The 26344-nt window shown below is 68.5% G+C and carries 32 protein-coding genes and 1 pseudogene; 14 read left to right on the forward strand and 19 right to left on the reverse strand.

Annotated elements, in window-relative coordinates:
- Window positions 1–345: 345 nt before the first annotated feature.
- From AWQ71_RS22515 to AWQ71_RS22525, 3 genes are read right to left on the reverse strand one after another with little or no spacing between them, the layout of a single operon-like run.
- Window positions 346–1005, reverse strand: coding sequence for a response regulator (locus tag AWQ71_RS22515; protein WP_067136291.1), 660 nt, complete (start codon window positions 1003–1005; stop codon window positions 346–348).
- Window positions 1002–2156, reverse strand: a complete 1155-nt coding sequence (locus tag AWQ71_RS22520; RefSeq protein ID WP_067136293.1) for a sensor histidine kinase — start codon at window positions 2154–2156, stop codon at window positions 1002–1004. The genes AWQ71_RS22515 and AWQ71_RS22520 overlap by 4 nt, the downstream gene beginning before the upstream one ends.
- The gene (locus AWQ71_RS22525; protein ID WP_067136295.1) at window positions 2153–2974 is read right to left on the reverse strand and encodes a CPBP family intramembrane glutamic endopeptidase; all 822 of its coding nucleotides are present in this window, start codon (window positions 2972–2974) and stop codon (window positions 2153–2155) included. The genes AWQ71_RS22520 and AWQ71_RS22525 overlap by 4 nt, the downstream gene beginning before the upstream one ends.
- Before the next feature lie 320 nt (window positions 2975–3294).
- Here AWQ71_RS22525 and AWQ71_RS22530 point away from each other — a divergent pair, with 320 nt between their 5' ends.
- From AWQ71_RS22530 to AWQ71_RS22545, 4 genes are read left to right on the forward strand one after another with little or no spacing between them, the layout of a single operon-like run.
- Entirely contained in the window at window positions 3295–3669 is a 375-nt protein-coding gene (locus AWQ71_RS22530; protein WP_067136297.1) for a VOC family protein, read from the forward strand.
- Window positions 3670–3674: 5 nt separating this feature from the next.
- Window positions 3675–4019 (forward strand): ArsR/SmtB family transcription factor, encoded by a 345-nt coding sequence (locus tag AWQ71_RS22535; RefSeq protein ID WP_067136299.1) that lies wholly within the window; start codon window positions 3675–3677, stop codon window positions 4017–4019.
- On the forward strand, window positions 4016–4477 hold the full coding sequence (locus AWQ71_RS22540) for an SRPBCC family protein (protein ID WP_067136301.1): 462 nt from the start codon (window positions 4016–4018) through the stop codon (window positions 4475–4477). Before AWQ71_RS22535 ends, AWQ71_RS22540 begins: the two co-directional genes overlap by 4 nt.
- Window positions 4478–4528: 51 nt before the next feature.
- Window positions 4529–5122, forward strand: coding sequence for a maleylpyruvate isomerase family mycothiol-dependent enzyme (locus AWQ71_RS22545; RefSeq protein WP_067136303.1), 594 nt, complete (start codon window positions 4529–4531; stop codon window positions 5120–5122).
- Window positions 5123–5984: 862 nt separating this feature from the next.
- On the opposite strand, the gene AWQ71_RS22550 is transcribed toward AWQ71_RS22545, so the two are convergent.
- Window positions 5985–6857 (reverse strand): aldo/keto reductase family oxidoreductase, encoded by an 873-nt coding sequence (locus AWQ71_RS22550; RefSeq protein WP_067136305.1) that lies wholly within the window; start codon window positions 6855–6857, stop codon window positions 5985–5987.
- Window positions 6858–6997: 140 nt separating this feature from the next.
- On the opposite strand from AWQ71_RS22550, the gene AWQ71_RS22555 reads away from it, so the two are divergent.
- Window positions 6998–7435: a winged helix-turn-helix transcriptional regulator gene (locus AWQ71_RS22555; protein ID WP_439650376.1), complete on the forward strand. Its 438-nt coding sequence runs from the start codon at window positions 6998–7000 to the stop codon at window positions 7433–7435.
- A gap of 237 nt (window positions 7436–7672) precedes the next feature.
- On the opposite strand, the gene AWQ71_RS22560 is transcribed toward AWQ71_RS22555, so the two are convergent.
- From AWQ71_RS22560 to AWQ71_RS22570, 4 genes are all read right to left on the reverse strand, one after another.
- A complete protein-coding gene (locus AWQ71_RS22560) occupies window positions 7673–8410 on the reverse strand; it encodes a GNAT family N-acetyltransferase (protein WP_067136309.1) in 738 nt (245 codons plus the stop codon).
- Window positions 8411–8664: 254 nt separating this feature from the next.
- Window positions 8665–8796, reverse strand: a complete 132-nt coding sequence (locus tag AWQ71_RS44445; RefSeq protein ID WP_281196218.1) for a hypothetical protein — start codon at window positions 8794–8796, stop codon at window positions 8665–8667.
- A gap of 31 nt (window positions 8797–8827) precedes the next feature.
- Complete coding sequence (locus tag AWQ71_RS22565) at window positions 8828–9109, reverse strand: hypothetical protein (protein ID WP_157570489.1); 282 nt, start codon at window positions 9107–9109, stop codon at window positions 8828–8830.
- Window positions 9110–9298: 189 nt separating this feature from the next.
- Window positions 9299–9955: an NADPH-dependent F420 reductase gene (locus AWQ71_RS22570; protein ID WP_067136313.1), complete on the reverse strand. Its 657-nt coding sequence runs from the start codon at window positions 9953–9955 to the stop codon at window positions 9299–9301.
- Window positions 9956–10193: 238 nt separating this feature from the next.
- Between AWQ71_RS22570 and AWQ71_RS22575 the strand changes: the two genes are divergently transcribed.
- Window positions 10194–10424 carry a hypothetical protein gene (locus AWQ71_RS22575; protein ID WP_067136315.1) on the forward strand — a complete coding sequence of 77 codons (231 nt, stop codon included), beginning with the start codon at window positions 10194–10196 and terminating at the stop codon, window positions 10422–10424.
- Window positions 10425–10430: 6 nt separating this feature from the next.
- Window positions 10431–11006, forward strand: a complete 576-nt coding sequence (locus AWQ71_RS22580) for a hypothetical protein (RefSeq protein WP_067136317.1) — start codon at window positions 10431–10433, stop codon at window positions 11004–11006.
- Here AWQ71_RS22580 and AWQ71_RS22585 read toward each other — a convergent pair.
- Entirely contained in the window at window positions 10930–11475 is a 546-nt protein-coding gene (locus AWQ71_RS22585) for a TetR/AcrR family transcriptional regulator (protein WP_067136319.1), read from the reverse strand. The genes AWQ71_RS22580 and AWQ71_RS22585 overlap by 77 nt on opposite strands.
- A 135-nt stretch (window positions 11476–11610) precedes the next feature.
- Here AWQ71_RS22585 and AWQ71_RS22590 point away from each other — a divergent pair, with 135 nt between their 5' ends.
- From AWQ71_RS22590 to AWQ71_RS40425, 3 genes and pseudogenes are all read left to right on the forward strand, one after another.
- The gene (locus tag AWQ71_RS22590; protein ID WP_218001912.1) at window positions 11611–12624 is read left to right on the forward strand and encodes an NADP-dependent oxidoreductase; all 1014 of its coding nucleotides are present in this window, start codon (window positions 11611–11613) and stop codon (window positions 12622–12624) included.
- Window positions 12625–12746: 122 nt separating this feature from the next.
- Complete coding sequence (locus AWQ71_RS22595; protein WP_067136321.1) at window positions 12747–13229, forward strand: nuclear transport factor 2 family protein; 483 nt, start codon at window positions 12747–12749, stop codon at window positions 13227–13229.
- Window positions 13226–13921 (forward strand): annotated as a pseudogene (locus AWQ71_RS40425) (NAD(P) transhydrogenase subunit alpha); the annotation flags it as partial. The gene AWQ71_RS22595 and the pseudogene AWQ71_RS40425, both read left to right, overlap by 4 nt.
- 242 nt (window positions 13922–14163) lie before the next feature.
- On the opposite strand, the gene AWQ71_RS22610 reads toward AWQ71_RS40425, so the two are convergent.
- Window positions 14164–14907 (reverse strand): SDR family NAD(P)-dependent oxidoreductase, encoded by a 744-nt coding sequence (locus AWQ71_RS22610; protein WP_067136327.1) that lies wholly within the window; start codon window positions 14905–14907, stop codon window positions 14164–14166.
- Between the two features lie 105 nt (window positions 14908–15012).
- Here AWQ71_RS22610 and AWQ71_RS22615 point away from each other — a divergent pair, with 105 nt between their 5' ends.
- Window positions 15013–15669 (forward strand): TetR/AcrR family transcriptional regulator, encoded by a 657-nt coding sequence (locus AWQ71_RS22615; RefSeq protein WP_067136329.1) that lies wholly within the window; start codon window positions 15013–15015, stop codon window positions 15667–15669.
- Window positions 15670–15768: 99 nt separating this feature from the next.
- Here AWQ71_RS22615 and AWQ71_RS42740 read toward each other — a convergent pair whose 3' ends face one another.
- Together AWQ71_RS42740 and AWQ71_RS22625 are read right to left on the reverse strand one after the other, a co-directional pair.
- Window positions 15769–16170 carry an IclR family transcriptional regulator domain-containing protein gene (locus AWQ71_RS42740; protein ID WP_084259167.1) on the reverse strand — a complete coding sequence of 134 codons (402 nt, stop codon included), beginning with the start codon at window positions 16168–16170 and terminating at the stop codon, window positions 15769–15771.
- 22 nt (window positions 16171–16192) lie between these two features.
- Window positions 16193–16762 carry a TetR/AcrR family transcriptional regulator gene (locus AWQ71_RS22625; RefSeq protein ID WP_067136333.1) on the reverse strand — a complete coding sequence of 190 codons (570 nt, stop codon included), beginning with the start codon at window positions 16760–16762 and terminating at the stop codon, window positions 16193–16195.
- Between the two features lie 78 nt (window positions 16763–16840).
- Between AWQ71_RS22625 and AWQ71_RS22630 the strand changes: the two genes are divergently transcribed.
- From AWQ71_RS22630 to AWQ71_RS22640, 3 genes are all read left to right on the forward strand, one after another.
- Window positions 16841–18040 (forward strand): MFS transporter, encoded by a 1200-nt coding sequence (locus AWQ71_RS22630; RefSeq protein WP_067136335.1) that lies wholly within the window; start codon window positions 16841–16843, stop codon window positions 18038–18040.
- Window positions 18041–18107: 67 nt separating this feature from the next.
- Window positions 18108–18482: a nuclear transport factor 2 family protein gene (locus tag AWQ71_RS22635; RefSeq protein WP_067136337.1), complete on the forward strand. Its 375-nt coding sequence runs from the start codon at window positions 18108–18110 to the stop codon at window positions 18480–18482.
- 38 nt (window positions 18483–18520) lie between these two features.
- Window positions 18521–19396: an SDR family NAD(P)-dependent oxidoreductase gene (locus tag AWQ71_RS22640; RefSeq protein ID WP_245658416.1), complete on the forward strand. Its 876-nt coding sequence runs from the start codon at window positions 18521–18523 to the stop codon at window positions 19394–19396.
- Window positions 19397–19820: 424 nt separating this feature from the next.
- On the opposite strand, the gene AWQ71_RS22645 is transcribed toward AWQ71_RS22640, so the two are convergent.
- The 7 genes from AWQ71_RS22645 to AWQ71_RS22670 all read right to left on the reverse strand — a co-directional run bounded on the left by AWQ71_RS22645 (window position 19821) and on the right by AWQ71_RS22670 (window position 25920).
- Window positions 19821–20138 (reverse strand): helix-turn-helix domain-containing protein, encoded by a 318-nt coding sequence (locus tag AWQ71_RS22645; protein ID WP_067136339.1) that lies wholly within the window; start codon window positions 20136–20138, stop codon window positions 19821–19823.
- A complete protein-coding gene (locus AWQ71_RS40435; protein WP_369407212.1) occupies window positions 20135–20446 on the reverse strand; it encodes a type II toxin-antitoxin system RelE/ParE family toxin in 312 nt (103 codons plus the stop codon). The genes AWQ71_RS22645 and AWQ71_RS40435 overlap by 4 nt, the downstream gene beginning before the upstream one ends.
- A gap of 127 nt (window positions 20447–20573) precedes the next feature.
- Window positions 20574–21266, reverse strand: a complete 693-nt coding sequence (locus tag AWQ71_RS22650; RefSeq protein WP_157570490.1) for a hypothetical protein — start codon at window positions 21264–21266, stop codon at window positions 20574–20576.
- Window positions 21220–22818 carry a plasmid pRiA4b ORF-3 family protein gene (locus AWQ71_RS22655; protein ID WP_169806605.1) on the reverse strand — a complete coding sequence of 533 codons (1599 nt, stop codon included), beginning with the start codon at window positions 22816–22818 and terminating at the stop codon, window positions 21220–21222. Before AWQ71_RS22655 ends, AWQ71_RS22650 begins: the two co-directional genes overlap by 47 nt.
- 85 nt (window positions 22819–22903) lie before the next feature.
- Window positions 22904–23383, reverse strand: a complete 480-nt coding sequence (locus AWQ71_RS41825; protein ID WP_067136355.1) for an SWIM zinc finger family protein — start codon at window positions 23381–23383, stop codon at window positions 22904–22906.
- A 155-nt stretch (window positions 23384–23538) separates the two neighbouring features.
- Window positions 23539–24522, reverse strand: a complete 984-nt coding sequence (locus AWQ71_RS22665; protein ID WP_157570492.1) for a hypothetical protein — start codon at window positions 24520–24522, stop codon at window positions 23539–23541.
- A gap of 51 nt (window positions 24523–24573) precedes the next feature.
- On the reverse strand, window positions 24574–25920 hold the full coding sequence (locus AWQ71_RS22670) for a hypothetical protein (RefSeq protein WP_067136359.1): 1347 nt from the start codon (window positions 25918–25920) through the stop codon (window positions 24574–24576).
- Window positions 25921–26344 lie beyond the last annotated feature (424 nt).

The following is a 26344-nucleotide window of genomic DNA, read 5'->3' on the forward strand; positions in this document are numbered from 1 at the left end:
TCGGCGGAACCCGAACTCCACCGCCGAGGCGGCCCCGGAGTGACGGTGCCCGCACGCCGGCCTTCCTTAGAAGCTGTCCAACCGGCGTGCGGACACCGTACACACCCCTCTGATCACACGACCAGCAGCGAGGCGACTATGGACCGTCGCTACCGGTGCCACGACGGGCCCGCCACCGCCGCACTCTCGGCTCAGATCATCGACCTGTACTGGCGCTGCTACGCCGCCCCGCCCTGGTCGGAGAGCCGACGGTGGAGAACTTCGTCCGACGCGCCGTGGCGACCGCACTCGGACATGGCCGCCACGATCGCCGGCCGTGCCCGGAGCTGACGGCGGGCCGGCATCTCAGGTCACCAGGCCCTTGCGGTAGGCGTAGACCACCGCCTGCACGCGGTCACGCAGGTCGAGCTTGGTGAGGATGCGGGACACGTACGTCTTGACGGTCTCATGGCTGATCACCAGCGTCGCGGCGATCTCGCTGTTGGACCGGCCGTCTGCGATGAGGCGCAGCACCTCCAGCTCGCGCGGGGTCAGCGCGGTCTCGTCCGGCGTGGCCTGGGCGGGGCGGATCCGGGCCGCGTACCTGCCGACGAGCTGCCGCGTCACCTCGGGTGCCAGCAGCGCGGCGCCCGAGGTGACGGTGCGGATGCCGTGCAGGAGCTGCGCCGGTGGGGCGTCCTTGAGCAGGAACCCGCTCGCCCCCGCGCGCAGCGCCTCGTACACGTACTCGTCCAGGTTGAACGTCGTCACCACGAGCACCCTGATCGGATTCTCGACCCCGGCGCCGGCCAGCAGGCGGGTGGCCTCGATGCCGTCGAGCACCGGCATCCGCACGTCCATCACCACGATGTCGGGGCTCAGCCGGCGGGCCAGGTCGACCGCGGCGCGACCGTCGCCGCACTCGCCCACCACCTCCAAGTCGGGCTGTGCGTCGATGATCGTCGCGAAGCCGGTGCGGATCAGCGCCTGGTCGTCGCAGACCAGGACCCGGATCGGCGCGGTCACGACGGGCTCCCCGCGGGGATGCGGGCCCGTACCACGAAGCCGCCACCCGCCTGGCGGTCGGCGCTGAACTCGCCGCCCAGGGCGTCCACCCGCTCGCGGAGCCCGGCCAGGCCCCGCCCGCTCCCGCCGGGAGAGGCGGCCCTGGAGCCGGGGCCGTCGGTGCTGACCTCCACGCTGATCTCCTTCTCGCCATAGCGCACCTGGACCACGGTCAGGCTGCCCTGGGCGTATTTGAGAGCGTTCGTCAGGGACTCCTGCACGACCCTATAGGCGACGAACTCGGCGCTACCGGCCGATTCCGCCGGACTGCCCTCCTCGGTGAACTCCACCAGCTGCCCGGCCAGGCGCGTCTGCTCTACGAGCGTGTGAAGTTCGCCGACGGATGGCACCCTGACGTCGGCGTCGTGGTCGGGGTTGAGCAGATCGAGCAGATGCCGCAGGTCGGCGATCGCCCGTCGGCCGGTGTCGGTGACGGCGCTCAAGGTCGCGTCGAGGCGGTCGGGGGCGGTGGTCAGGTAGCGTGCGGCCTCGGCCTGCACGACCATCGCCGTCACGTGGTGCGTCACGACGTCGTGGAGTTCGCGGGCGATCCGGGTGCGTTCGGCGGCGCGGGTGGCCTCGGCGACGTGGCGGCGGCGTTCGGCCTCGGCGGCGCGGGTGGAGCGCAGCCAGGCCCCGATGCCCCACGCGAGGGTCAGGGCCAGGTAGAACGTCACGTATCCTTCCGGCCCCTCGGTTGAGCCGGACCGGTCGAGCGCGAGCGCCAGCGGAAGGTACGCCGCGGAGAGGAGGACCACGGTGACGCGCCGGTGACGTTCCAGATGGGTGCCTGCGCTGATGAGCGCGATGGGCAGTGCGGTGCCCGCCACCGTGTGGTAGGCGCGGAGCTGGTCGAGGGCGAAGCCGAGCGACACCAGGACGAGACTGACGGCCGGCCACCGTCGGCGCACGGCGAGCGGGAGGCACTCGAGGGCGAGCACCAGGGCGGCCAGCGCGTCGAAGGGTCGGGGCGGTAGGTCGCCGAGTTGCGTCCCGTTGCCGTGCAACGCCGGCAGGAGTGACGCGATGACCAGCAGCAGCGCGAACGGCAGATCCCGGACCACGACATCGCACCGCCGCCACAGGTCCGTGACCCGCCGTAGATCGATCACTGGGCGAGCGTAGCGGTCGCGGCGCGCCGGAGCGGGACCAGGTTGCCGCGCCGGCGGGCCAGCCACATGAACACGACCATCAGCAGCAGGCCGAACACCACCGCGTACGGGCTCGCCTCCGGCCCGAAATCGCCGCCGGTGAGCAGGGCCGGGCCTGAGGTCACACCGTGCAGCAGCCCCTGCGTCGCGCCGTTGCCCGAGACCTCGGTGCTGAAAATGCCGGCCGCGGCGAAGTTCCAGCCGAAGTGCACGCCGATCGGTACCCACAGGGTGCGGGTGGCGGCGTAGGCGGCGGCGAGCATACCGCCCGCCTCGATCGCGATGGCGACCGCGCCCCACAGATTGGCGTGCTGGTTGGTCAGATGCATCAGGCCGAACACCAGGCCGGTCAGCGCCAGCGCCAGCCACGTCCCCAGGCGTTCCTCGACGATCCTGAACAGGATGCCGCGAAAGAGCAGTTCCTCCGTCACCGCGGCGGCGGCCATGAAGCCGAGCAGCCCGACCGCGCTCGTCAGCGAGCCCAGGCCGTCGATCCGGTAGCCGCCCACGAGAGCGATGTTCACGATGACGGCCGCGAACAGCGCGACACCGATCAGCGCCCCCCGTGCGATGGAGGTGGCGGCGCCTTGCGCCGCCACCTCCACTGGTGCGCGGCGCTCGGACCACCGCACCACGCGGGCGTACACGAGCACCGTGAGCACGGCCGTCGCGACGCCGAGGAGCAGGGTGAGGAGCGAGTTCCCCTGCACCGCGCCCACGATCGCGCTGCCGGCGAAGGCGACCATCGCGACGGGCACGAGCTGTTTCAACAACCGCATGACGACTCCCTTACATGGGGGGATTCCGCGGCGGGGCGCCGCCGCTACGCCAAGAAACGCTAGAGATTCGGCGGTCTGGAATCGTCCCCGTGCGGTGGACATTCACGGGTAGCTCGCACGGGGGACAGGCGCACATGCGATTCGTCAGCGGCCCCATGATCACAGGCGTGATCATGGGGCCGCCTCTTTTTGATCTACTTCGCCAACGGTGTCCCACTCGGAGGTGATATCGAACAATGACCCGCCAGCATGATCGACGTATGACCCGCTTCAGCGTGATCGATGTGACAGGTAGGAAATCTCCTACTTATAGTGGCGGCATGAACATCACGCATGCCTCTGTCGTCACCATCCCCGTTTCCGATCAAGACCGGGCGAAGGACTTCTACGTCTCCCAGCTGGGTTTCGATGTCGTCGTCGATCAGCAGATGGGCCCGGTGCGGTGGCTCCAGGTCGCCCCCAAGGGAGCCCAGACCAGTTTTACGCTGGCCACTGCCGAGCAGGGCTTCACCCCCGGCAGCTCCACCGGCACCATCTTGGAGACCGCCGACCTCGATGCCGACTGCGCTGCACTGCTGGCGGCCGGTGCCGCCGTCCACGGCCCGACGGATCAGCCCTGGGGCCGCCAGGCTACTGTTACGGATCCCGACGGCAACAGCTTCGTGCTCTGCGCGCCGGCCACTTCGAGAGTCTGACGCCGATGGCCACCCTCGGGACGGGCAGCGAGGAGAAGGTGTTCGCGGCGCTAGCCAGCCCGGTGCGCCGAGAGGTGCTGCGGCTGCTGCGGGAAGCCGGGCCGCAGCCGGTCAACGAACTCGCCTCGCACTTCGCCATGGCTCGCCCCAGCTTCTCCGAGCATCTGCGGGTGCTGCGGGAAGCCGGGCTGGTCAGCGAGACCAGGACAGGACGGCAGCGGCTCTACCGCCTGGAGGGCGCCCCCTTGTATGAGGTGCAGGAGTGGCTGAATCCGTTCGAGCGGTTCTGGCGCGAGAAGCTCACCGGGCTGCGCGACCTCCTCGACTCGCTGGGCGAGGTTGAGTCGTGACCGCAGACGATCTGACCGCCGTCCGAGTCGAGCAGTTCCTGGCACATCCGCCGGCGAAGGTGTGGCGCGCGCTGACCGAGCCCGAGCTGATCGCCCAGTGGCTGATGCCCGGCGACTTCCGCCTGGAGGTCGGCCACCGCTACACCATGCAAGCCCGGGCCATGCCAGGCATCGGCTTCTCCGGCACCATCCAGGCCGAGGTGCTGGCCTTCGAACCCGAACGCATGCTGCGCATCGGCTGGCGCGATGTCGACCCCAGCAGCCCCAACGCTGCTGACTGGACCATCACCTGGGCTCTGAAGCCCGAGGGTCGCGGCACCCGGCTCTTCCTTGTCCACGAGGGCATCGATCCTGACAACCCACTCCAACAGCGCGCCCGCACCCTTATGGGCAGTGGCTGGCGCTCCATCGTCACCCACCGTCTCAACGAGGTCCTCCGCGCTCTTCAAGCCCGATGACCTCACCGCGACAGACGCCCACGCCCCCATTTCGGCAAAAGGAATTCCTTCATGTCTGACATCGCAGATCGCTATGCCCACCTTGCCGAGGGCTTCCTGGCCCGGATCAGGGCGACCCCCGACTATCTGTGGGACGCGAAGAGTCCCTGCCAGGGCTGGACGGCCCGCGACGTGGTCGCGCACGTCATCAACGGGCACCGTGGCATCCTGGCCATGGTCCACGGGACTCCGCCGAGCGCCGCACATGGCGTCGCGGTCTCTCCCATGGCCGACGCGCCGGCCGTGGAACCCGGCGCCGACCTGGCGGTTGCGTTCACCGCCTGCAGTGACGACATGGTCGCGATGCTCCTCGACTCGGCGCTGGCCTCGCGGCGACTGCCCGGCGGCCCGCTCGGGCCCGTTCCGGTCGAGCAGGCCGCCGACGTGATCGGCTCCCTGGAGCTGCTGGGGCACACTTGGGACCTGGCCCGCGCCACCGGCGGCGACGAGGTCCTCGACTCTGACGATGTCGCCCGCACCCACCAAGCGCTCATCCCCCACCACGCCGGACTCCTGGCCACAGGAGCATTCGACCCCAGCATCCCGGTGCCCGAAGGCGCCGACGCCCAGACCGCGTTCCTGTGTTTCACCGGACGCCAGCCCTGACAGCCCCCAGGTCGGATGGGGTATGAGTGGTGGGGCGTCAGGGACTCAAACCCTGAACCTACGGATTAAAAGATCGGCTTGCCGTAGCTCCGCACAGTTCGATGCAGGTCAGGGCTCGTACGTAATCCGATCTGAACCGTCCTGGATCACCTGGAACTGCAACCAGGAATGCAACTCGGCGACTAGAGCGCCCTCAATGCCTCTGCTAGATCGTCTCCGTAGAAAGACCAACAGGAGACGGACTCCGAATCATCCATCTCGCCCATGAGGTACTCACCGTCTCGGGCCGGTCGTGAGTGACCGTGGTTGACCGCTCGTCGCCGGCTAATGGCACGCTAATGGCACGACGATCAGCCTGCGACCTGGGCTTTCACTCTTCGTGCGGGTCAGCCAGAGCCATGGCCTTTCGGATAGGAATCCCTTTGCGGTCCACTAATTGGAGACGTTCTCGGACTTGCCTGGGCGTCCGTGGTCGAAAGCCCGGACCACTGCAACCGCAGGAGTGGAAGTCCAAACCGGCGTGGAGGAGGGCGCTCAATGCTCGCCAAGCTGGGCCATCACTCCGGCGTGGTGCCGCGAAATCTCGCCCGGCGTCAATCATGGGCTCGCGGCAACGGTTACAGAGCTGGGCTCGCTCCTCCGGGCGTCGCTTGGTAGTCACGCGGCAGGGCGAGCACACATAGTGGACCTTGTAAGTTCCCGCGCTATACCGGCACATGCCGCAAGGGTACGTGGGTACAAGCGCATCGCGCGTACCCCGCCCTGCCTGGTCAGCCTTCCGCCTTAGCCACCCACGGCCCCAGCAACGGCACGACGATCATCCAGGAGCCGGTGGCTGGTGAGCCGTTCAGCTCTGGGGCATTCAGCGGCCGATGTCGTCCAGCTCGGTCAAGTCCTCAGGAGAGAGGGAGAGCCCTGCGCCGGCGATGTTCTCGCGCAGGTGTGCCGTCGATGACGTGCCGGGGATGAGCAAAATGTTCGATGATCGCTGCAGCAGCCAGGCCAGTGCGACGGACATCGGTGTCGCCTCCAATCGAGCGGCGACCGCCGAGAGCGCCGAGGACTGAAGCGGGGTAAAGCCCCCGAGGGGGAAGAAGGGCACGTACGCGACGCCGTTGGTGGCGAGCCGGTCGATGAGCTCGTCGTCGTGGCGGTGGGCGAGGTTGTACATGTTCTGCACGCACACGATCGGCGCGATGCCCTGTGCCTCGGTGACCTGCTCCGCGGTGGCGTTGCTGACCCCGAGGTGGCGGATCAGGCCCTGCTGCTGGAGTTCGACGAGCGTCTCGAACGCCTCGGCGAGCGAGCCGGGCTGGGGACCTTCGGCGTTGCCGAGTCGGAGGTTGACCAGGTCGAGTACGTCGAGCCGGAGGGACTTGAGGTTGTCGTGGACCTGGCGGCGCAGATCTTCGGGTCGCCGGGCCGTAGGCCAGCCACCCTGTTCGTCGCGGGTCGCGCCCACCTTGGTCACGATGTGCAGCGACTCGGGATAGGGGTGCAGTGCCTCGCGGATCAACTCGTTGGTGACACGCGGCCCGTAGGCGTCGCTGGTGTCGATGTGGGTGATGCCGACGTCGACCGCTTCACGCAGGACGGCCAGGGCGCCCTCGCGATCGGCGGGCGGCCCCATGACCCACGGGCCGGCCAGTTGCATGGCGCCGTAGCCGAACCGGGTGACGGTCAGGTCACCCAGAGTCCAGGTGCCGCCGGGAAGAGAGAGGGAGGGTGTGCTCATCTTGTTGCCTTTCGTCGTGCACTTGGGGGTGGCGTCTGCTGCCTCCCTGCATCAGCATTGGAGAGAAACTTCCTATCGGGAAGTAGGCACTCTGGAGTGCGTAACCCACCCATTGGTGAGAGGTGCGATCAGTGACGACGATGAAGGCGGCCCAGAAGAGGGCTCAGGCCAAGGTGGAGTACAACGCGTTCCTGGCAGGGTGCCCCAGCCGGCAGCTGCTCGACCGAATCTCGGACAAGTGGGTCGTCCTGATCCTGTGTGCGCTGGGCGGCGACAACAGTGCTGGCCAGCCCGGTGCGGCACACGCAGACGCGCCGAAGGCGATGCGTTACTCCGAGATCTCTCGTCTTCTGATTGGGGTCAGTCAGAAGATGCTGACCCAGACGCTACGATCGCTGGAGCACGATGGTCTGCTCACCCGTACCGTGACGCCTACCGTCCCTGTCACCGTCTCCTACGAGCTGACCGACCTCGGCCTCTCGCTCCACCACATGACGCGCGGGCTCAGAAGCTGGGCGCAGACCCACATGGCCGAGGTCCTCGCAAACCGCGAGAACTACGACTCTCGCACCTCCTGACGACTCACATCCAACCGTCCAACAGCTCCATATTCTCGGCGCTACACCCTCAACTGCGAAGAGCCCCTACTACCCCCAGCTCAGAGGGCCATCGGCGGCTGGTGACACGTTGGTCAACTGGCGCCGGTTGAGCAGCTGCGGCAGCGGATTATTCGTCCGCTGGTTTCCGAGTTTCAGGCCTGGATTGTCGCCTCCCTGCCGCTGCATGCGGCGCACGTTGCGATGGGAGACCAGGCGTCACCGGTGCTGGACCCAGACATTCGGTTCGATGAGTTCTCCCAGGTCATGCACTTGATCAATCGCAACCAGGGCGAGGGCACCAGGAACTACGTAGGAGCCCGAATCAGGAAAGGCCATGCCGACCCAGTTCTCCCAGTCTGCGACGGAACCCGTCATGACCATGGAGCGCTCCGCCGGGCACAGCATGTGGGCGCCCATCCTTTGGTGGGTCCGCAGCCATGGGTCCAGCGGAGCACCATCCGGCCGTGTCCAAGTCATGAATCGCCCCATCGGCGTCAATGGGTAACGCGCCTTCAGCGTCGGGCGGACCGGCGCGATCACTCGCGTCAGCCCGGCCTGCTCACCGGCGTCAGCGAGGCGCCGGAGCATCTGTGCTGCCAGTCCCTGTCCCTGCAGGTCCCGACGGACCTGGGCCGCGGCGATGACCAGAGTGTCGGGTCGGCCACCGTTCTCATGCAGTTCTACTGCTTGCCTCAATGCGTCGTCGTAGCCGCCAGGCAGCTTGTCGGCGGTGCCGTCCCATCGCACCGGGACGCCCCAACCCCCGGCGACGATCTGATCATCCCCGTCAACTAGGAGCAGGCTCATGTCCTCGAAGAATTCCCGCACCCGTCCCATGTACTGATCGGCCACCGGGTCGTGAAAGATGAACTCGGGCCAATCGGCGTTGAAGATCTTGTTGGCCTGCTGATGCAGGTCAGGTCGTTCGGCGAAGATGAAAGATCGGATGCCCACGGTTGCAGAGCCTACGCAGCGTCGCAGCCTCACGTGCCTAGAGCCTTGGGTCCGCGCAGGCCAAAGCGGCCGACGGCACCGACACCCGGTGGGCCGGGGCTGAGGCACGAAGTCCCGACCCGTCGATCGCCCGCCGACCCGTGCGATGGTCGGCCACAGCATGGCGATCGTCGTGCTGCATCTGTGTGCGGCGGCGCGGAGCGCCGTCGTCTTGACTGGCTGAGACCGCACGACCTCCGCCACGCCTGCGCGTCCTACCTGCCGGCCTGCGGAGCGTCGCCCCCGGCGTCGTCGCCGAAGATCTCGACCAAAGCCGATGCGGTGAAGAAGAGGCTGATCAGCGAGAGTGCCAGAATCCTGGCAACAGCGTGCACTCGGGTCTTCATGAACTTCCCTTCCTGGGTTCAGGTCCTGGGTTCAGGAGCGCCCGGTGGACGTCAGGTTTTCGATGGCGCGCGCGATCAGGCTCTGCAGCAGCGCATTGATGGTGCCTCCGACGAATTCGATGGCCTGGACGACCGCGAACGTCGTGTCGAAGCGGTCGTCGTCGGCGAAGATCCGCAGGGTTATGGCACACGGGACGAGGACCAGCAGCCCGATCGCCGCGACCGCCGTCATACGCCACTGTTTGCGGCGGATCAGGGGAGCACGGCAGCGCGGTGCACCCAGGCTCCGACCGGTGGCGCTGGTGATCGCCATGCACGGCACCAGTAGGAACAGCAGCCTCAGCGTTCGCGACGGCAGACTCCTCACCGCGGCGGCCCGGCGACGCAAGCGGCAGGCCGGGGCTGTCGCAGCGCGGCCGTAGCCCACGCGGCCGTACCGATGCCGGCGGCGTTCTCGTGCGCGGAGGCCGCGAGGACGACCGCGACGACGAGCCCCGACACGTCAATGCGGGATGACGATCGGGCGCGCCCGGGCGAGATGGGCGGCCAGTTGCTCACGTGTTTGGTGCAGGTGCGCGTTCCATGCGGGCTGGCCGGGGCCGCTGCGCCAGGATTCGCTCAGTGGGCTGTTGTCCACGGTGTCGAAGCCGAACTCGTCGTACAGGCGCGTCACCAGTTCCACTGCCTCGGGAAAGTCGCTCGAGACCGACAGCGCGTGGCGGCCGGGCGTGCCCGCCGGGCTGCCCGAGGCGAAGAACCGTGGCGCCTGGATGTGCGTGAAGGCTTTGGCGACCTTCGAGGTGGGAAGCTGCTCCTGACGCAGCTCGTGCACGGTCTTCTCGCCCGAGTCGACGACGGGGAAGTGGCCGTCGCGCCAGGGCATGTAGTTGTTCGTGTCGAGCACGATCTTGCCCGCGAGCTGTGTCACGGGCATGTCGTTGACCAGCTTGAGCGGGACCGCCACGATGGCGAAGTCAGCCGCCGCGGCGGCGTCGGCGGCGGTCGCGGCGCGCGCTGAGGGGCCGAGTTCGGCGATGAGCCGGGTCAGGGTCTGCGGGCCGCGGGAATTGGCGATGACGACGTCGTAGCCCTGCTTGATCGCCGCACGCGCGAGCGTGCTGCCGACCTCACCCGCGCCGATGATGCCGATGACGGTCATGGATTCTTACCTCAACTTCCGGTGAGACGGTTGCGCCGTCGCCCGGCCTGGGTTCGGCCGGGCAGCCGTGCTTTTTGTACCGCTCGGTTGTACGCAACGCTAGCAGATTTTTGTACCGATCGGTTAGTGGGGGTTGCATGCGGAGGGCGTGCGCCGCCAAGTCGGAGCCGATCGGTACAAAAATCAGACTGGAAGGGGGCGGAGGCGGGCCGGAAACGGCACCGCCCCGGACCGCTCAATGGCCACTTCCCGAACTCACGAGGCCCCGCCGCCTCGCACCCTCCTGGCCGCGACTGTTGTTCGCGGCGTCCACTGGACGCCGGTCGTCTGGCTTCTGCTCGTCGTCTGCGGTGCCGTTTTCCTTGATGGCCTCGACACCTCGATGATGGGGGTCGCCGTCACCGGCTCCCTGCTCGTCCTCGTCTACGCGGTCGTTGAGGCGCCGACCCGGGGCTGGGGCAGCGTGTAGACCCTCGTGCTGCTGGCGGTCAGTGTCGCGTTGATGGCCGCCTTCATCGCGATCGAGCTGCGCCATGAGCGGCCCCTGCTCCGCCTCGGCATCCTTCGCAACTCCCATCTTGTCCACGCCAACATGGCCGGCTTCGCGATCTCCGGCGGCTACGCCGCCTTTCAGTTCATCGCCACCCTGTACGTGCAGGACGCCCTCGGCTGCGCCCAGGCCACCGCGGGCGTCGCCGGCGAGGAGCAGGGCCTGGCCTCAGGGCTGGTCAACACCAGCCTCCAGGTCGGCACAGTCGCGATGATCGCCGTCGTCTCAGCGGTCCTCGGTTCGAGTGCTCCGATCCACGACCAGCTACTGCCGGGGATGAGGAACGCGGCGAGCGTGATCGTCGGTGTACTCGCCGGCGCCTCGCTGCTCACCGCGGCGTTCTTGCTCTGGCGACGTGGGCGGGCCACACCGGCCGACGACGCAGCCGTTTCACCAGAAGTCGGGGTGAGCTACCCCATACCTGTCAGCTCGTCAGGATCGCGCCCGCGACGACGTCGAGGAGGTGCTCGGCGCGTGGGGCGAATGAGGGCTGGTCGTTGAGCCATGCGAGTGCAGCCACCAGCGCGAACAGATCGGTGCCGTCGAAGTCGGTCCGCGCCACGCCCGCGGCCTGGGCGCGGGTGAGGAGCCCCGTGCCGGCTGCGCGCATGGTGACGCACGAGGCATGGAGCGCCGACTCGGGGTCCTCGATGGCGGCGGCCATCAGCTCTGTGACGCCTCGATACTCGTGTGCGACCGCGACGCAGTCGTGGAGCCAGGAGACGAGAGCGTCTTCGGGTGGGCTCGACGTTTCGAGCTCGGCCGCCCTTGCCGTCAGCTCGTCGAAGCTCGTGCGGAGCAAGGCGTCGAGCAGCGCCTCGCGGGTGGGGAAGTGGCGGAGCAGCGTGGCTAGCCCCATGTCGGCTCTGCGTGCGATGTCGCGTAGCGACGCCTCGGCGCCCTGCTCGGTGATGACGGTGCCCGCGACTGCGAGCAGGTGGTCGCGGTTCTTCCTGGCGTCGGCCCGCATCTACCCCTCCCGGCTATCCGGATCAGTGATCCAGTTGACGATCCGGATCGGTGGTCCATATATTCGGATCAGTGGTTCGGATAAATGGACCACTGATCCGATCAGCGTACCCCCTGGTAGAAGAAGGACAAAGCGATGAGGATACAGATGATGAGGGCCGTCCGGCTGCATGAGCACGGCGGCCCCGAGGTGCTGAGCTACGACGAGGTGCCGGTTCCGGTGCCGGGTCCTGGCGAGGTACTCGTCCGCGTGCACGCGGTCGGCATCAACCCTCCGGACTGGTACCTGCGCGACGGGCTGAGCAACATCCCTCCGGAGACCCGGCCGAAGTTCGACCTGCCCGTGATTCCGGGCACGGACGTGTCGGGCGTCGTCGAGGCCGTCGCCGCGGACGTGGAGGGCTTCGCCGCCGGTGACGAGGTCTTCGGCATGCTCCGTTTTCCCAGCTTCGACGGCCAGGCGTACGCCGAGTACGTGACCGCGCCCGCGTCGGACCTCGCGCGCAAGCCGTCCGGCATCGATCACGTCCACGCCGCCGGGGCGCCCATGTCCCTGCTCACGGCGTGGCAGTTCCTGATCGAGCTCGGACACGATCATCCCTCGCCCTTCCAGGCGGCCCGGCACCGCCCGGTGGCACTCGGCTCCGGCACGACGGTGCTCGTCAACGGAGCCGCGGGCGGCGTGGGTCACTTCGCACTGCAGCTGGCGAAGTGGAAGAGCGCGCGGGTCATCGCGGTGGCATCGGGCACGCATGAGTCGTTCCTGCGTGAGCTGGGCGCCGACCAGTTCATCGATTACACCAAGAACCGTCCCGAGGAACTCGTCAAGGACGTCGACCTCGTCCTCGACGCCGTCGGCGGCCGCGAGAGCAGCCGCTTCCTCCCCACGCTCAAGCGCGGCGGCGCCCTGTTCCCCGTGTTCTTCGGCGAATACGACGAGGAGGAGACCGCGAAGCTGGGCGTCACGGTCTCGGGAACCCAGGTCCGCTCGCACGGCGCGCAGCTCGCCGAAGTGGGACGCCTCCTCGACGCGGGCACGATCCGCGTCGCGATCGACAGCACGTTCCCGCTCGCGGACGCCCAGGCGGCGCACGAACGCGCCGCCCGGGGCCACATCCAGGGCAAGATCGTTCTCACGGTCGCTCAGTAACCAGCGAGCGGTTTCTCAAGGCGCGTCCGATGGGGCGCGGCCGCTCTCGCCGACCGCGCCCCTCTTCTCCCCGAATTCTCACCCGGATTACTACCGGCAACCGAGCATGTGCGAGGTCTGACATGACGACAACTGCGGCTTTCGGTTGGGGAAGCAGCCACCTCAACGCAACGCCTGCGGGAGAGGCGGATCTCGACCCCGCAGAGCAGCTCGCCGTCCAGCGGACGCTGGCGCGCTACACCTTCGCCCTGGATCACGGAGATCTGGTGGCGTTGGAGGACGTCCTGACCGAGGACGCCACCTGGACGTTCACAGTCGCGGGCGAGACGGAGATCGGCCCGTTCGCCGGGCGCGCCGCGGTTCTCGACTTCGTGCGGGATGCGACGAAGGCGCAGACCGATCAGCGAAGGCACCACCTGACCAACATCGTCTTCCGCAGTGCGGACGCCAGCACGGCAGCGGTGTGGGCCTACCTGACGCTGACGTCGAACGCAGGCGGGAGCCCGGCCGTGGTCACGACCGGCTTCTACAAAGTCGCGCTTCGGCACGCCGAAGACGGGTGGCGTATCGCGGAGCTGTTCATCGGTCTGGACAGCTCCGTATGAAGCCCGGCGATCACCAGGGCATCAAGGACAGGCATAAGGAGAGCGATGTGGCACGTCTCGGGGTAGTGGCGGAGCGCGCAGGGGAGGCCCGGGTGGCGGCGACGCCGAGCACGGTGAAGCAGCTGGCGGCACTCGGATACGAGGTCGTGGTGGAGAAGGGGGCGGGCAGCGCCGCGTCGTTCGCGGACGAGGCGTACCGCGAGGCCGGTGCCGGGATCGTCGGCGCCGACGAGGCGTGGGCGAGCGAGGTGGTGCTGAAGGTCGACGCGCCCACCCGGGAAGAGATCTCTCTGCTGGCCGACGAGGCGACGGTGGTCGGCATGCTCAGTCCGGCCCTGCGGCCCGACCTCGTCGAGTCGCTGGCCACGCGCCGCATTACGGCGCTGGCCGTGGACGCCGTACCGCGCATCTCCCGCGCCCAGTCGATGGACGTACTCAGCTCGATGGCGAACATCGCCGGCTACCGGGCGGTCATCGAGGCGGCCGCCCAGTTCGGCCGGTTCTTCACCGGCCAGGTGACCGCGGCCGGCAAGGTGCCCCCGGCGAAGGTGCTCGTGGCGGGCGCCGGCGTGGCGGGTCTGGCGGCGATCGGCGCGGCGAGCAGCCTCGGCGCGATCGTGCGCGCGACCGACCCCCGGCCCGAGGCGGCCGACCAGGTGAAGTCGATCGGCGGGGAGTACCTCAAGGTCGAGGTCGAGGAGGTGATGGAGTCCTCCGACGGGTACGCGAAGGCCACCAGCGAGGCGACGCCAAAGAGCGCGTCGAGGACATCCTCCGCCACCTGTGACGATGCGAGACACGCAACGGACGGCGAGGCCCGCGGCTCACGAGAGCGTGCCTCGCTGGCCGCGTCCGCACCTGGTCGGTGCGGACGCGGTCGGCGTCACCCGGAGTTGAGGCTCGGGCTCTGGCTCGGGCGGTGCTGCCCCTGCTGTCAGAACTGGCTGGCGCCGCCGTCGACGTGGACTTCCGCGCCGGTCATGAAGCTGCTGCGGTCGGAGGCGAGGAAGGCCACGACGCCGGCGGTCTCCTCGGGCCGGGCGAGGCGGTTCATGGGTACGGTCGCGATCATGGCCGCGCGCTGCTCTTCGCCGGGACCCACCACCCCGAGCAGGCCGGGGGTCTCGGTGGGCCCGGGGGCGATGGTGTTGACGCGGATGCCCCGGCCGGTCAGTTCCGCGGCGAAGGTGCGGCCGAGGGAGCGGATGGCGGCCTTGGTGGCGGCGTAGACGCTCATCGTCGGCGATGCCTTGATGGCCACGTTCGAACCGCAGAGGATGACCGACGAGCCGTCCTTCAGTAGCGGCAGCGCCTTCTGGACGGTGAACAACATGCCGCCGACGTTGGTGTTGAACGTCTTCGTGAAGTGCTCCCAGGTGATCTCGCCCAGCGGGGCGACTTCGGCGATGCCCGCGTTGGCGAACAGGATGTCGAGGCCCCGGCCGCTCTTCCCGACGGCCGCCATGACCCGGTCGAGGTCCGCGAGGTCGGTGACGTCGGCCTGGATCCCGGTCGCCCGGTCGGCGCCGATCCCGGCCACGACCTCGTCCAGCTCCTCCTTGCGCCGCCCAGCCAGGAAGACGTACGCCCCCTCGGCTGCGAGCGCCCGAGCCGATGCGAGGCCGATGCCGGAGGTAGCGCCGGTGATGAGGGCGGTCTTGCCGTCGAGCTGTCCCATGAGGTGACTCCTTTTTTGAACCGTTCGGTTGCGCGGCGATGCTAGCAGTGTTTTGTACCGATCGGTTGCAAGCCGCATTTTTGTACCGGATGGTAAATTGGCTGCATGGGCAGCACCGCTTACCGCGGCAGGGGACGGCCACGGGGCTTCGTGGAGGAGGAGGCCCTCGACCGGGCGATCCGTGTCTTCTGGGAGCACGGTTACGAGGGCGCTTCTCTGAGTGACCTCACCGCGGCCATGGGCATCAACAAGCCGAGCCTGTACATCGTGTTCGGTAGCAAGGAAGAGCTGTTCAAGCGTGCCGTCGCCCGTTACAGGGACACCTATGTGGCGTACGCGGCGGGCACCCTGGAGGAGCCGACCGCGTATGCCGTGGTTGAGAGCTATCTGCGCGCCGCCGTCGATGCCCTGACCGGCAGCGGTCATCCGCCGGGCTGTCTGTCCATCCAGGGTGGTCTGTCCTGCGCGCCGGCGAACAGCGGAATCTCCGAGTTCCTGGCCGGCTACCGGGCGGTCTTCGAGGGCGAGCTCGCACAGCGGCTGGCCCGGGCGGAGAAGGAGGGCGACCTTGAGGCCGGCACGGACACCGCGGCTCTGGCCCGTTTCGTCATGTCCCTGAGCCAGGGTCTGGCCGTCCACGCCGCGGCCGGCGCGCGGCGTGAGGATCTGCAGGCCGCGGTGGACGTCGCGTTGCGGGCGATCGCCGCTTACCTGCCCGCGGGAAACCCGGTCGCCCCGGCGACGGAGACCACCGGAGCGTAGCCTTCGGCACCTGCGATGCCGCCCGCTCACAGGCTTGCTCCCAAACGCGTCCCCGGCGCGCCTGAGATGCGCGGCGGCGTCCTGCTCGAATGCCTCCGATCAGCGGTCAAGCGGTAGGGCGACGCTCATGGCTGCGTGTGGCTCACCGGCCGGATCGAGGACGGCGACACCGGTCGACCCGACGCCGTTCTCGCTCTCGCCGTGACTGGTGGCATAGCCGCGCTCGCGGATCGACTCCAGCTCACGGGCGAGCGCCTGGCGGTCGGCGATCGTTCGCTCCGTCACGGGGGTGAGCTCCGTACGTCCGTAGAGCTCGTCGACCCGGTGACTCGGCAATGCCGCCAGCCACGCCTTGCCCACCGATGTCTGCTCGGCGGGGTCCGCACAGCCTTCGGGCCTGCCCCTGAGACCGTCGTGGCCGCGGTCGCGGGCGTCGCTCTTCGCGGCGGCGGAGCCGGCACCGCCCAGCGGGTGAGGGCGGCCACGACGGGGTTGCCGCAGCCGAGGCCGGAGGCGGCCGCGGTCAGGGCTGGTGGGTGGCCGCGGCGATGACGGCGTCGGTGAGCGCGGCGGCGTAGGCGTCGGTGAGCTTGCCGACGTCGAACAGCAGCGCGTACCACATCGGGCCGAAGACCAGGTCGATGAGCACCTCGTCGTCGGGGTGGGTGACCTCCCCCCGGTCCCGCGCCCGGCCGAGGATCTGGCGGACGGCGTCGCGGCGCGCCGCGATCAGTTCGCCGTTCACGCGCTGGGCGAAGGCGGGAGCCTGGAGCGCCTCGGCGGCCAGGGCCTGGTTGAGCGCGCCGGGCACGCCGCGCTGGGCGGCGAAGGTGGCCTCCAGCAGGGCCAGCAGGTCCTCGCGCAGGTCGCCGGTGTCGGGCGTGGGCAGCCGGGTGCGGGCGTAGGCGGTCAGCACGTCCAAGATCACCTCGCCCTTGCCCGGATACCGGCGGTAGACCGCCTGCTTGGACACGCCGCTACGGGCGGCGATGCCCTCCATGCTCATCCCCCGGTAGCCCTGCTCGGTGATCAGGCCCAGGGCGGCCATGCGGATGGCGTCGTCGACGGCGGGGTCGCGGGGTCGTCCGGTCATGACGCGCAGTCTATTTGACATACGCACCGGTCCGTATTTGAATCTAATACGCAACGACCCGTATTGAAAGGAGGGGGTGTGCGCCCCCGTTCCTCCACCCCCGCGCTCCTGTCGCTGGCCCTGGGTTACTTCGCGCTGGGCACCGCCTCACTGGCAGTGGTCGGTCTCAGCGGCCCGATCGCCGCCGACCTGCGGGTGCCGGCCGCCACCGTCGGCACCCTGGTCACCGTCTTCTCCCTGGTGTTCGCTCTGGCCGCCCCGATCGCGGCGATCACCCTGGGCCGCCTGGGCCGTCGCCAGGTCCTGCTGCTGGGCCTGGCGCTGATGACGATCGGCGGCATCGCCAGCGCGGCGGCCCCCACCTTCGCGGCCCTGGCCGCCGCCCGGGTGGCCGCCGGCCTGGGAGCGGCGATCTTCGGACCGGCCGCCTCGGCCACCGGCTCGATGATCGTGTCGGTCGAGCAGCGCCCCCGCGCGCTGGCGGTGGTGTTCGGTGGGATGACCGCCGCCACCGTGTTGGGCGTGCCGCTGGCCTCGGCCGCGGGCGCCGCGGTCGGCTGGCGGGCCACGATGGCCGCGGTGGTGGCGCTGACCCTGGTGGCGGGCGGGCTGCTGGCTGTACTGCTGCCGCCGGTGGCGGCGGGCCCGGCTCCCACCGTGCGGGCCTTCGCCGGGGTGCTGCGCACCCCCGGAGCCGCATCGATGATCGCCACCACGCTGCTGGTGCTGGCCGCCCAGTTCACCGTGTACGGGGTCGCGGGGGCCTACCTGGGCACCCGGTTCGGCGCCGGTCCCGGTCTGGTGTCGTTGACCCTGCTGGTCTTCGGCGCCCTGGGCATGGTCGGCAACGCCGCCGGAGCCCGCGTCTACACCCGTCTGGGCGGCGGGCGCACCATCGCACTGGCGCTGGCCGGGCTGACCATCACCTTCCTGGCGCTGGCCGGCGTGCCCGCCCTGCCCGCCGCCGGCGTGACGGTGTTCGCCTTCTGGGCCGTCTTCAACACCTTGTTCATGGCCCCGCAGCAGGCCCGCCTGGTGGAGTTGCTGCCCGAGCAGCGCGGCATCCTGCTGGCCCTGAACGCCTCGGCCCTGTACCTCGGCATGAGCCTGGGCAGCCTGCTGGGCAGCAGCCTGCTGCCCGTCCTGGGTGGCCACTGGCTCCCGGCCCTGGCGCTGCTGCCGCTGGCCCTGGCCGCCGGTGCGCACGCCGCCTCGCTGCGCCCGCACCCCACCCACTCGACGGCCCCGGCCGCCACCACCGCCTCAGCCCACCACTGACCTTCCCGCCCTGCGCTGACCCCGCCCATCCATCAGCACCACGCATCAACGACCACAGGAGAACCCCATGTCCCAGCCCGCCGCCCAACTCGTGCGTGACTACTTCGAACTGGTGTGGAACCAGGGCCGCACCGAGCTGGCCGACCGGTTCCTGGCCGCCGGCCTGATCCAGCACAACCCCAACCTGCCCAACGGCCGCCGGCCGCTGGCCGAGTTCATCGACGGGATGCGCGCCCAGCTGCCCCAGGCCCGCTTTGAGATCCGCCGCATGGCCGTCGATGGCGACCTGGTGTTCACCCACAGCCTGTTCACCGCCCAGCCCGGCCACTCCGGCATCGCGGTGGTGGATGTGTTCCGCATCGCCGACGGCCTGATCGCCGAACACTGGGACCTGCGCGAGGACGTCCCCGAGACCACCGCCAGCGGCAACCCCATCGTCTGACTTCTCTTTCTCGCCACCGAACTGCGAGGCCGAACCCCGTGACCATCCAACCCCACGACCAGACCATCCTGATCACCGGCGCGACCGACGGACTCGGCCGCGCCCTGGCCCACCGCCTTGCCGCCCAGGGCGCCACCTTGATCCTTCACGGCCGCAACCCGGCCAAGGGCCAGGCGCTGCTGGCCGAACTCCACGACCGGACCGGCAACGACAGGCTCACCTTCGAACAGGCCGACTTCGCCTCCATCGACGAGATCCGCGCCCTGGCGGAGCGCCTGGCCGGGCGCGACCGGTTGGACGTCCTGATCAACAACGCCGGAATCGGCGTCGAAACAGCTCCCCAGCGCAGCGCCGATGGCCTGGAGCTGACCTTCCAGGTCGACTACCTGGCCACCTACATGCTCAGCAGCCTGCTCACCCCGCTCCTGGCCCGCACCGCCGCCACGAGCCCGGCTCCCGCCAGGATCGTCAACGTCAGCTCTGCCGGGCAGGCACCCCTGGACTTCGACGATGTGCTGCTGGAACGGCACTGGGATGGTGTACAGGCCTACTGCCAGGCCAAACTCGCCCAGATCATGCTCACCTTCGAGCACGCCGAACTCCTGCGCGACCACGGCGTCACCGTCAACGCCCTGCACCCCGCCTCCTACATGCCCACCAAGATCGTCACCCACCTGTTCACCGTGCAGAGCACCCTGGAAGAAGGGGTCGCCAACACCGCCCGCCTGGTCACCGATCCTGCCCTGGCCAAGGTGACCGGCACCTACTTCAACCGGGCTCGCCCAGCCCGCGCCCACCAGCAGGCCTACGACACCACTGCCCGTACCCACCTGCTGGAGATCAGCCGGCGCCTCACCGGCGTATCGTTCGGGACTGTACGGGTTTCCCGGCATCACCTGGGTCCCGGTGCATGACGCACCATCGGTCGCCTTCGCTTCCATCTGGCCGAAGCAGGGCGCGACGGCTCGGGTTCGCGCCTTTGTCCAGATGTTGCGCCGAACGGCACGGGCCGGTCGAGAAACCGGATTCAGATCGTCACAGTGACGTTGCCGGAACAGGGCGCGGGGTCGAGGGGACCAGCGTGAAGCTGCCTGGATCTCGCGCCAGCGCCGGCAACTTGTGCTGCTGACCCGGCCTTAGCGCGACCCCGGCCCCGCGCTCCACTCGGAGGGCGGGGCCTTCGAGTGCCCGTGCACCGACGTCTCTACAGCGGCACCTCGCGGGCTATCTGCGAGTAAGCACGGATCGCTTGACCATCGCCGGGTTGCTCACGCGCCCTACGCGGAGTAGTCGCCGAAGTCGGCTACCGCGCTCAGCATGGCGTTCTGATCGAGTTGGTCAAGCGATCGCGGCGATATCGCCGTCATCGAAGTAGATCGACTGGTGGAGTCGGCCTCCAAGGGCGGCCGCGTAGCGGGCCAGGATGTCCTGGCCAGAGATCTTGCCCTGCTCGATCTGAGAGATGCGCCCCTTGGTGACCCCCATGCGCTCGGCCACCTGCTGCTGAGTCAGGCCACGGCTGCGGCGGATCTCCGCCAGCCGATGCCCCTGGACCTCGGCCAGAAGCTCCCCCTTACCGGCTTCGACCGCTTCCTCTCCGCCGGCCCGCTCGACATGCTTCGCCCGGATATCGTTCCAGCGAACGTACCCGCTCATCTGCCCTCCTCCTGCTGAGCGCGCTCCTTTAGATAGACCTCAAACCGGTGCTCGGCCAGCGGAATGGCCTCCTCGTACCAGCTTTTCCATCGCCCGGCCTTGTCACCGGCGACCAGCAGGATGCTGGAGCGCCACGGGTCAAAGGCGAACAGGATGCGTACCGTGCCAGGCCGGTATCGACCAGCGGCCGTCCCAGCCCGGGGCCACCTTCGGCGAGCGCGTCGATGGCCTGCACCACCCTGGCGTGGGTGGTGTCGTCGAGTTGCTCGATCCATTCGCGGACCTCGGTTACGAGGTAGACGTCCCATTCCGGGGTATAGCAATAGGTATACCTCGGAGGTCTATGAAGCAGGCCCGGTGGCTCCGGCTTTCGACAGGCGGTGCAATTGCCGTAGAGCCCGCTCCAGCCCAGAGTCCCGGGCTATGTACCCAGGGTCATGGATATACATTGCCAACCTCGACCAGCCACCATCGGTTCCGGGTGAAGGCCAGCACCACCGTCACCTCCCACCCGATCCGGGCGAGGTCGCTGATCTCCGATGGCACGGCCAGCGGACCGATGTTCTCGTCGAACCAGAGCTTGCCCGGCTCAACTTTTGTGATCGGAAGGGGAATGCCCTCCTCCACCCAGCGATCAGTGGTATCCGGATCACGATGCGGAGTCTTCAGCGACAACTGGTGCAGCGCCTCGGCCAGACGGTCCGCCCTGGGCAGGTCGCGCGCCGCATCGGCGGCTCGCGCGGCCTGGGCGGCTGCAATTTCCCGCTCGATCACGCCCTGCTCGGCGAGCCATGTGACGAGCTTCTTGGTGACGGTTCCGGCAGCGCGTAGCAGTCCCTGGCCCGCCATCACTTTGCGGATCATGAAATAGCCGAGGAACTCGCCCAGCATGCTCTCGATATATCCCGCGTCCAGCAGCCGGGTGAAGGCGTCCTCGTCACCGTTGTCGAAGGCTTCGCGCCACCGCTTCTCGTCCCTCTCGTCCAGGATGTTGGGACCGTACATGTTCATGCAGTCCCGGAAGAGGTCGATCACCTCCTCATAGGTGTGAAAGGTCCGCGGAGCCAATCGAGCCCGCTGCTCATTCAGAAACCGGGTAAGCGCCTCGTCGATCGCCATCGTCGCCACGCACCGCAGTTTGGCACGCCAAGCGCTCGGCCAGTGCCTGGTTGACGGCCTCCTGGTTGAACGGCACCGGCTCTTCTGGATAGTCCGGGTTGTAGTCCTCGATTGGATTGTCGCCATGCCCGTCCACACAGATCGGGATGTCGATCTCCGGGTCCAGGATCTTCTCCAGGACGATCTCGTGCCGCCAGCAGTCGCCGAGGTCGTAGGTGTAGGTGAGCTTCGTCCGCGGGGCGGGTAGCGCCCGGTTCAGCCGGCACAGCTCCTCATCGCCGCAATTCTCCAGCGGGTAGAAAGGGTCGGTGTAGCGGCGCTTGCCGTGCTCGAAGAGATGCAGGTGATCGCCGCTCCAGCCGAACAGCACCTGGATCATCCGATGCAGTGCGCCCAGCGAATAGTTTTCCGGCACCTGGACGCGCCGCCACAACCCGCCGAACAAAGAGATCTTGAGCTGATAGACCGGGATCCGCGGTGGCGCGGCCGGCAATGCCTTCAACAGCCGCGCGGCTTCTGGGTGCCGGCTGTCGCGCACGCCTGCGTGCAGGTCGCCGCTCATCATGTCCTTCAGGACGTACCAGGCGTCCCGCTCGCCGTACCGCTCCAGTGCGGCCAGCGCGAAGTCGACGGCCAGCCACCGCCGGTCCCGGACGGAATCGGCCTCCCCGAGCAGCCAGCGGGCATGTGTGCCGAGCACGGGATGATCCCGCACAGCCTGCCAGAGACGCTCGGAGCTCTCGCCCCGTGCGGCCACCACCTCGATCACGCTGACCCGCCCGGCGGGCGAGGCTTCCCCGGCGGCCCATAGCAGCTCGGGTAGCCGGTCTACCAGGCCGGTCGAACGAGGATCATCCGGGATCCGCCAGCGCCACAGCAACTCATCGGCGTCCTCCTCCGGCACCGTGGCCAGCCGCCGTAGCATCTCGGCTGCGGGCAGCTCCGGAGTGATGGGCAGGGGCAGGCGACGCTGCATCTCCCGCCGTGCGTACTCGCCAAGGGCGGTCACCGCGAGCCTCGCGTCCAGCGCGCCGAAATCCCGCAGGATGCCGACCATCTGATCGACCGGATGCCGTTCTATCAGACCGGCGGCGCGCCAGTCCCAGTCGCGCCGCACGCGCATCTCGTTCTCGACAGCGGTCCGTAACGCCGCCCCCAGCGGCGGCGCTTCGTCGCTCAGAACGGCGAGTGTCATCAGGCAGCAGATTCGCGGATCGACCTCGCAGGGGTCGGTGACCTGCGCCGCCACTACCTGCTCCAGCGCCGCGTACCAGGCGGTGATGTCCGGCTCCGCCGCGCTCTTGTCGTGTACGGCACGCGTCCCAGAGATCGTGACGAGTCCCGCCGCCAGAGCCGTCACCCAGGCTCGATGCGCCTCCGGTACATCGCTCAGCCGCCGAACCTTGGCCGGGCACCCCACGCCTATCGTCCTGGCGGCTTCCGGCACCAGCGCGGGCTTGAGCGCACCACCCGCAGTGACCGCACGTCCGCTCCCCACCCACGATGCCAAGGCACGAGCGGCGGCGAACACGGCACAACCGATCGACATCTCCGTCACCATGACGGGGACGGTATCGCGCGGACGGCACGACGCCGACATCGATCGTTGGGGTCGCCGCTGACACGCCGACCGGCCCGATAGATCGTCAAAGGGCACGCCGCTGGAGTTCCGCCATGAAGTTGCGCTTGCGCTTGTGGGTGGTGCGCAGCCGCTCCCCATAGGCGCGTCCGTCGGCCTCGCGGCCGAGCCGGTCGTAGAGCTTCGTGATCTGTACGGCGAGGCCGGCAGCCTCGGCGTAGGCGTCATTCTTCATGAGCGAGATCTTGCTCTCGGCCAGGCGCTCGTAGACGGGAATCGCGTCGGCGGGGTGGGATTCCGCCCGCGATCGAGCCAGCCGCAACCACTGGCCGTCGAAGCCGGCCGCGACGCAGTGCTTGCAGAAGTTGCCCTCCTGCCCCCACGGGCACTCGCACGCACCGTCCAGGCCACGACGGCCGACGGTCAACTCCACCTCATACGGCTCCGTGCCGTACACAGTCGCGAAGATCTTTCCGCCGTCGACCTGCAGGTCATCGACGGCGTCGACGTAATCGACACCGCGGTCATAGGACTTGCCTCCGGCCAACGCCCGAAGGTCATCCTTGGCGAACCCAGACATCATTTACCTGCCGAACAGCCGGTCCGACACCTGTCGTGCCCGTTCTGGAAGCTCCGCACCGACCTCCCGGGCGAAGTCGTGGAACTCTGTGTGACCGGGCAGTTCCTTCAGGCACTCGTGGATCAGGGCAGGCGCTGTTTCGGTCTCCCGCGTTGCCGGCCAAGCCGCGCGCGCAGATCCCGTAGTTCGGGACCAGCCAGAGCCGGGTGCGTCACCAGCCTCTCCAACCGATCGTCGGCCTCGGCGTCTGTCAGCCGTTCCAGCACCAGCAGATGCCAGGTGGCAAGATTCCTGGCCCGCTCACGGCGTTCGAAGCCCGTGTCCCGCCACGGCACCCGTGTCTTGGCGCCGCCTTCGGCCAGCCGATCCAGTGCGGAGAGATATCGGTCGGTGAAGTCCAGCCACGCATCGATCCCGCGTAGCAGCCGCGCCAGTACGTCGGCCAGTGTGGTCTCCTTCTCGGCCGTCGGCCCGTCCCCGCGCCGGGTCCACCCGTACGCCCGCTCCCAGCGGATCAACTCTGGCGCTACCCGCTCGGCAAATCCGGAGAAGCCATACAGATCGAGATAGGTGGCCCAAAGCAACGCGACCGCATCGGAGACCACGAAGCGCGCGGCGGCCATCGGGTCGTCGGAGCGGAAGTAGTCATAGTCACATGTCTCATCGGCCAGGTCGATCAGCAGCTTCAGCGCCCGCGCCCCGGTGGCCGCGTCCACCGCCAGCGCCGCCTTGGCATCCTCGGCCAACCGGGTGAACGTGAAACGCCATCGGGTCCGCTCTTTGGGGGAGACACGTCGATCACCGGCCATGTAGGCCCCGGCCCGGGCCAGCTCCACGAACCGGCGTACGTCGTCCAACACCGACTGGGCGTCCACGGTCTGCCTGGCGCTCTTGGCTGCGGGCTTGTGCTCCTCTGGGGTCAGCTCTGCCTCGATCCTCTCCCTCAGCTGAGCGGATCCGCGCCAGTACAGCGTCCAGAGCGTCTTCTTCAAGCGCTCCTCATCGAGTGGAGTCAGAGTGGCATAGAACTGCTCGCGATTCATCCGCTGCACGGGCAATGATCGTAGCCCGAGGTGGTAGCCGGCACCTGCCAGCGCGACTGTCATCAGTCGACGGCGGAGCGCCTCCGTAAGCCGACGAAGGTACGCCTTGTCGGGCTATCCGGATCCGACATCGGTGCGTGGCCGCAGGGCACGGGACCGGAGCGCCGCCTGCGCGGCGCCGCGCCCGGCGTCGGTGAGGCGGTCGCCGGGATCATCCAGGCCGCGCTGCCGGTGCAACAGGCTGAGCAGATCCAGGCGTCGGTGGATCGCGCCCATGAGCCAGCCGACGTCATTCGCCGGGATGGGCGTTCCGCTGGCAGGGTTATGCCAGCCCTCACCGGCCATGGTCTCGGCAACGGCGGCGCACCGCTCGAGATAGCCGGTGGGACCCCCGGTGAGGTGCAGCATCAAGATGACCTCCGCTGCGACGCCCTCGGCGGGATCGGATGGGATCAGCGCGGCCGTCACGGCCGACCACAGTGTGGCCGTATCGGCCGTTGCCAAGCGCTTGCCCGCCGGAGTGAGGACCAGGGTGCGCTTGCTGCGCCGGACGGCACCGAGCTGCCGGACAAACTCTCGCAGTGTCCAGGCTTCGGGGATGTCGGACTCGGAGCGTGGTCTGCCGGTCAACGTGAGCCAGTCGAAGCGCCGGCAGCCTTCGGCGACGACGGTCCTGGCCAGGGTGTGGTTGGCGGTGAGCGGGATGCCGTCGTCGGTAGCCGCCAAGGTCAGCATCCAGCGGACCGGTGCCAGCCGTATCTCCGCCTCTTCGGGAACCGGCGCCGGTGACATGATCCGTGAGGCGATTATCTTCGTGAGGCGGGCGCGGGCCGCCCCACGGGACCGGGCCCAGCCTTCCATGCGTTCGGAGTGAATGCGTTCCAGCCGGCTCTGCTCGCCCGGGGCGCAAGGGGAGGTGAGGAACTCGCCGGTGATCCGCTCGGCGTCTGCGCGCCAGCCACGGGCGCCAGGAGCGAACTCACCCACCGCGATCGCCATCTCCAGATGGGCCGCTGTCGCCTGGAAGGCATCATTTTCCTGAACGCCCCTCACCCGCCCCCAGGTCAAAATCTCCTCGACATCGGGCGGCTGTACGCCGGAGGCGTTCATGGCCCTCTCCAACGCCTTGAACCCGATGTCGCGGCCCTGGTGCCAGGCCGTCAGGACCTGCATGGTTGTCTCGGAGGTGCAGGCGGCGGCGTACCGCGGCATCTCCAGCAGGTCGAACAACGCACCGAGCGCGGCGGCGAGCTGCTGGTGTTCGGTCAGGTCGGTCCACCACTTGGTCGGCAGCAGGTACCACAGCCAGTACTGGAGCCCGTACAAGGTGACGGTCTCGACTCCTTCCCCGAAGGTCAGCGAATCGAACGCGGCACGCGCCTGACCGGCCTCCTCTGGGTTGCGACGGGCCAGCTCGGCGAGAGCGTTCGCCACCTTGTCGTCCCCGATCCTGCCCACCATCCCCTCCTTCTCATCCTCCGGACGGGCCTGTGCACCTGGGGCTATCCGCATGGCTGATTTTCGAAGCCTCTCACGGCATCGATGTCATAGCTGTTCGGAGCCGCTCGCGTGTGGCGAAGTGGTCAAACGCCCCGACCGGCTGCCGGGCAGGGGACTTGCGGCTCTGTCGCAGATTCGGTGGTGACGCCCGGCACGTAGCGGTAAGCCGTGCGTGATCTCGACAGCACGTGCGGGCCGCGGTGGCCGATCTGCTCGGCCAGCGCTGACCTGGGGCAACACGTCAAAGAATACGATCTACAGCTGCCGTGACTGCCTTCGACAGACCCCCTAGAGAAACGCCCTCCAGACGGTTTCACTCACGTTTCCCCTGGTCAGGCCGCAGATTCGTGTTTCCGGCCAACTGAATTACGTCGAATGCAGGTCC

The sequence above is a fragment of the Microtetraspora malaysiensis genome, from assembly GCF_001528665.1.
Classification (GTDB): Bacteria; Actinomycetota; Actinomycetes; order Streptosporangiales; family Streptosporangiaceae; genus Microtetraspora_A; species Microtetraspora_A malaysiensis.